The organism is Clostridioides sp. ZZV15-6598, from assembly GCF_020657705.1.
Taxonomy (GTDB): domain Bacteria; phylum Bacillota; class Clostridia; order Peptostreptococcales; family Peptostreptococcaceae; genus Clostridioides; species Clostridioides difficile_F.
On record NZ_JAGWCS010000050.1, the window covers coordinates 20800 to 27344 of the forward strand.

Here is a 6545-nt window from a genome sequence, read left to right on the forward strand (position 1 = left end):
TAACTCATTATATTCTAATTTGACCTTTTCTCAATAATATGTCGATTCAGCCTTCTTAAATAGACACATGGATTCTGTTCTTTTCTTTTATTCCCTATATCATTTTCATCTCTATAAGCACTTCCTGAAAGTACTAACATCTCCTTTGCTCTAGTGATTCCTACATATAAGAGTCTAATCTTCTCATTTATAGAATCAATTTTAGTTTGATAAGCGTAATCAGTTGAAATACTACCTTTTAATATAGCTTCAATTTCTGACTTAATAATAGCCATTGGATTTTTGTATTTTTCTTTTAAGTACCATTTATCACTCTGAAATTTCTGAGTAATATTGTCAGGGAAATTATATTCAACAAGGCCTAATAAAAACACACAATCCCATTCCATCCCCTTTGATTTATGATAATTACATAGTGTTATACTACCAGGTTCTGGCTCATATCCATTTATCTCATAAACTACATCTATTATGTGATTAAATACCTTATTTTTAACATCAAATAGCACATTGTAAACATCTTCTAAGTCCATATATATATTTTCCGAAACTAAATACTTTATATAAAAAGATATATAATCTAATACAGCTTTATCCTCTTTTTCTAAGTTGAGCTTTTTACCAATAAATAGTATCAGCAGGTCTAACCTTATTATTGGGTATTCTAATATCTGTTTTATAATATCTATACCATCTTTAAAACTTGCATATATATCGCTTTCCTCATTAATTTCTAGTGATTTAAATTTATCTTTATTAAATTTAAAATCATATATAATTTCTTCTGTCGTATAGTTTTTTAATCCGTCTAAAAAATTCTTTTCTTCTATTTCATTATCTGTATTTATAAAAACCTTATCAAGTACGGTTATTAACTTTTCTATATCATCGCAGTTTAGTATAAAATCTATAATAGAAGCTATGTTATTTATAACCTTCCTTTTACTTAAAGAATTTGGACCCAATTCTTCAAATGTTAGACTATACTCTCTAAGTTCCTTAGCAACTTGTGTAACTTGTTCATTAAATGGAACTAGTATACCTATACTCTTATCTGGATATTTATTTTTTATCCCTTTAACATATTTAGCAGTTTGTTCTATTTCATTTTTCCAACTATCATACCATTTTACATTTATATTATAATGCTCTGGATTAGGATTTTCTTTATATCCCACTCCAGTTGGAACAGTTTTTATTTGCATATCCTCAAGAGCATGTCTGCATTCTTCTTGTTTAAATTCTTTTGTGACATATTCTACAAGTGTATTTGCTAAATCTAGTATATCTTTTGAACTTCTATTTGACATATCCATCCTATAGCAACACTTTGCATTTTTTATAAATTCTTTAAAAAACTTAGGGTCTGATGATGAAAATGTACCTGTTATACTCTGATTTATATCTCCCACTCTAACTAAATTATTGTTTTCATTCGATATAATTTTTATTATATTCCCTTGTATTTCATTTGAATCTTGACATTCATCTTCAAAAATATATTTATATCTAGTTTGGAATTTTTTTCTAAGACCTTCATCTAAACTTAAAGTTTTTTCTGCTAAAATTAATATATCATCATAATCCAATAAGCCATTTTGCTTTAATTTTCTATCATACAATTTGTATATTGGCAAAATCACTTTAAGCATGCCCTTGTGTCCTCTAGATAGTATCTCTTCAAGCTTATCTGGAGAAATTCCCTTGTATTTAAGTTCACTTATAGCATTTCCTGCAAATTCAAAAAAACCTCTCTCCCAAGCTTCAAGAGTTATCTCTTTCCACCTCTCATCTTTTTGCTCTTTTAGAAACCATCTAAATGCTCTTTCTCCTCCAGCAAATCTAAATTTATTTATACACTCATTTAATATAATACTCTTTTGCAAATCATCAGCTATATTAAAATCTTCACTCAACATTACTATCTCGGGTTTTTCCTTTATTATTTTTACAGCTAAACTATGTATAGTCATTACTTCATATGAATTGATATCGTCTATTTGGTTTTCTTCAAGTATTTTTTTTATTCTACCTTTAAAATTATTTACGGCACTATTCATATATGTAAGAACTAATATTTTGCCACCTTTATGTTTCTGTTCAAGTAGTAGTTTAGCTACTAAATTTGTTATTATAAATGTTTTACCAGCCCCAGGGACTGCTGGAACTGCCATAGTTCCATCCTCATAATTTATTATTGGTATTTGGTCTTCTCTATAATTTATATTAATCATAAATTTTATCTCCTTTATGTGAGAGTTTCAAAAGTGTACTATATAGCATACTTTCTTGAATATAGCCATTAATTGTGTATTCACTCTTATATGCATAAACTTTCTTTGCACTTAACAATAAATTATATATTGTATTATATAGATAATATTTCTTGTAGTACTCTTCCATTTCATTTGTATAAATTTTTTTTTCTTCAAAAGATTTTCTAAGTACAATTAAATTACTTATATCCTTTTCTATTTTCATATTCCAAGAATTACTTCCTATATCTACCCATATTTGAACACTTCTATCTATATTTGATGATATATATGAATAAGGAGTTGTTATTACTATTTTATCTTTATCTTTTAGCTCTTCTATATCAATAACAGAATAATAATCATTTATTGTCGTCTTTAAAGCTTCTATAAAAATCTTTTCTTCTTTCAATCCAAGTAGACTTGCACTTTCACTAAATGATTCACTTTCAGTTATTATTTGTTTACATAGACCAACATTCTTTTTACCATCTTTTAAATTTAACATTTTATCTATATAAAATTGAATTAAAAATTCATGTATTTTTATGTCGCTTTTCTTCTTTTCTTCAATATACTGTAAAATATCACGATATTGACTATACCCTTCTATTTTATCAACTTCTAAATACCTTGTTTCTTTAAAAGTCTTAAATGCTTTTATTCTGTTTATGTCTAAAATAGTCTCTAAAAAACTTATATATTCTTCATCTTTTATAAAGTCTAAATATCCATAAAATATGCAAGTAGCAACCACTAGAGCATTTCCATATGGATAATCTATGGCTTTTTTATCTTTTTTAGTGTTAAAAACATCTATATTTCTTTCTTTTAAAGAATCTCTAATTTGATACTCCAATATTGTGTTGTTTATAGGTGATATAATTGCTATATCTTTTGGAGATATCCCACTTTCTATAAGAGTTATAACTTTTTCACTCACTAAATCTAACATTTCATTATACAATTGACTTGATTGATTTAATTCTATACTTGAAGGTAATAAATATAAATCTTCTATTTTTATATTACTTTTTTTAAAGTTAATGTCTTCTTTAAATTTAATTTTAGATATTATCTTTTCATTTATATAATTCATGTCAATATTGTTAAACACAGAATAATCTTTGCTGAAATCAAAAAATATATAACTTTCTAATACTTCACTTGATATCTTTTCAATAAAATCTACTTCTGCATTACTTGAATTTTCAAGACTATCAACTACTAGATATCTCAATTCTTTAAACAAGTTTTTTAAATAAAATTCATCATTAAGAAGATAATTATTGTATAGATACACACTCAGTGCATTATCTAACATTGAATTTGAGAGTAATATGTTTATGTAATATGATATAATTTCATCCATCTGAGTATATGAAAATCTATATATACTATTTCTATTTTTCTTTGATGAATATATTTTTTCTCCAATAAAATCAAAGTCAATTAAATTAAATGCAGACTTATTTATATTTGTAATTATACTTTTTGCGATTGATTTATTTGTTCCTGTGATATCTTCAAAATATCCTTCTTTCACTCTTTTTTCCTTAACTTTTTTAATTATCAAATATTCACTCAAACTATTTGATATAAATGTTGGAGATATAGATTTTTTATGTATTCCTTCACATTTCTCTATTATAAGTGCCCAGTATTTTAATAATTCTTTTTTTACAAATCCTATATATGTTGTTATTTTTAATTCTTCACTATAATCTAATTCTAATGACCTCTCATATCTTATTCTAGTATTGTTATTTGGTACTAATAAAATAATACTTTTTGAGTTATTTTCAGTTCTATCTAATAATTCCTTATATTTACCTAAGGATTCATTTTCATCTTTTTTTAGACTGCTTTTTTTAAATAAATATTCCACATAATCACCTTCCTTAATTAAATTAAGTGTATATTATCTAATTATATCATATTGTGCATTTTTCAAAATACAATCAAATTATTGCATTTAACTACAAAAAAGACCATATATACACTGTTATGCATTTGTATATGCAACAATGTATATATAGTCTTTGCGATTGATACACTTATTTTTCATATTATTGGTTTAACATAAGTTTACAAATATAAATTAATATAAATTTATGTTAAGATGCTAAATGTCTTTATTTTTGATTACTTTAATGATTCTTCTATTCCTTTGGCTATTTGTGTGCCCATTTCTTTTACTTTCGCAGGTGAATTTACTAACTTCATATCACTCTCATTATCTAAAAATGCACATTCTACAAGTACAGCTGGCATATTATTAGTTCTTAAAACGTATAAATAGTCTTTTGTAGAGTCATCAGAAAGTACTTTTGTTTTTATACCTCTATTTTTAAGATTAAACTTCTCTAAAATTCTATTTAATATGTTTGTAGCTACAGTTTTAGTAGTTCCACCATTTTTATCTTTAAGCTTATAAAATACTTCTACACCACGACCTTGTTTATTAGTAGAGCCATTATAATGTATACTTGTAAATAAATCTGGTTTCAGAGAATTAGATAGAGCAGTTCTACCTCCAAGTGATAGGGTTTTATCTGTATCTCTAGTCATAATTACATTTATACCTTTTGAACGTAAATATTCAGTTGTTGCAAGTGAAGTATTTAAAGTATAATCTTTTTCAAGGGCTCCTCCAAATGCTCCACCTACTCCAGGTGCTGAACCACCATGCCCTGGGTCAATCATAACTGTCTTTGCTCCATTACCAGTTCCTGGGTCTGTTGGTGTTGTATTATGCTTAGATAATGATGATGCTATAGAATTCATTACCTTAGAAGTCAATCCGCCTCCTATTTTATATACTTTATTAGCAGACTTAGCTTCTAAATTATCCTTATGATATGCAGATACATATGTCTTTGGCGTTATAAGTATTGGAGATTTTAAACTAGCAGCTAATGGCCCTGCTGCTAAAGCATCAACAAGTACATCTGATTTAGCTACTAAAACAGCTTCTAATTCATCTTCTGTATAGAATTTTTTTATTACATTTGCATTTGTTTCATGTCTATCTGCTCCATATACTCTATTATTAGCAACGTTATCCTTAGTTATATCATTTACCTTATTGATAACATTTGTTGATATCATTTGAGGGCCACCTATAAAATAAGCACTTTGTAAGTCCTCACTCTCCAGCCATTTATATGTAATATTTGTAATGCTATCTTTGTCAGCAACTATAATCGGTTGTTTATCCTGACCTGCTTTTGCTGCTATAGTAAGTGCATCTATTTCTCCTCCATCCTTACCATTTGTTATATACACTTTATCTAAATCGTGATTTTTATCTATTTCTTTTGCTATCAATAGAGATGTCTCATATCTATTAGAACCATTTAGACGTGTTTGGTTAGAATCTACAGCTGATTTTATCTGATTAGCACTAGTTTTAGAAATAGAGTTCTCATCTCCAATTATAATTATATCTTTAGGATTTAGACGTTTTAATTCTGCTTTTACACTATCAGGTACATTATTTTTTTCAACCAAAAGTATTGGTGCATTATATGTAGTAGCTAGCGGAGTTGATATAATACCATCGATGCTTACATCTCCATTTATTATAACTACCTTATCTGAACCATTTTTCCATCCTTCCTTACTTATTTTAACTGCTGTTTCATATCTATCACTTCCTGTAAGTTCTGTGATAGGTGCAGAAGTCTTTCTCAAATATTTACTTACATCTTTTCTTGAAGTTATATCTTCAATTATACATTCCTGTGTTACATTGTAGTCTTTTAAATTTAATCCCAGCTTTTCTAATTCTTGTCTGTCTAAAGTCTTAGGATTAGTTGTGCTATTTATTGTTATACCCTGTAGTTCCCACACATTTAGATATTCTGGGTCTTTATTATAATTGATTGTTCCTTCATATGACCCAGTCGATTGATTGTAGTTTAGAGTTGTATCTAGTGGCATGTCATAACATTTATATTTTAATGTAATGCTATCTGCATCTGGTTTTTCTTTAAATTTAACACTTACTTTTGATGTACTTCCTAAAACTATACTTTTTTTCTCCAAATTTATATTTAAGTTAGCATTATTTTCCATGGCATTAGACTCAGTAGCAAATGCCATTGTAGGTGCAACAATTGCCATTGAAAGAATTCCTGTTGTTATTAATCTTGCATTTTTTTTCATATTAATCTCCTTATTTAACACAAATTTCTATTTTATTTATTTTTTATCCTATCTTACTGTTAAAAATATTTTTAAAGCGTATGTCAAAGTGTATCTCCCAAAAAATTTCAAGAAATTTAT

The 6545-nt window shown here is 26.9% G+C and carries 3 protein-coding genes; all 3 read right to left on the bottom strand.

Annotation, left to right across the window (positions count from 1 at the left end; all coding sequences use genetic code 11):
* Nucleotides 1-14 precede the first annotated feature (14 nt).
* Nucleotides 15-2234 (bottom strand): ATP-dependent helicase, encoded by a 2220-nt coding sequence (locus KGF50_RS11280; protein WP_227848135.1) that lies wholly within the window; start codon nt 2232-2234, stop codon nt 15-17.
* A complete protein-coding gene (locus KGF50_RS11285) occupies nt 2227-4143 on the bottom strand; it encodes a hypothetical protein (protein WP_227848136.1) in 1917 nt (638 codons plus the stop codon). Before KGF50_RS11285 ends, KGF50_RS11280 begins: the two co-directional genes overlap by 8 nt.
* A gap of 257 nt (nt 4144-4400) precedes the next feature.
* Nucleotides 4401-6425, bottom strand: coding sequence for an N-acetylmuramoyl-L-alanine amidase (locus KGF50_RS11290; RefSeq protein WP_227848137.1), 2025 nt, complete (start codon nt 6423-6425; stop codon nt 4401-4403).
* Nucleotides 6426-6545 lie beyond the last annotated feature (120 nt).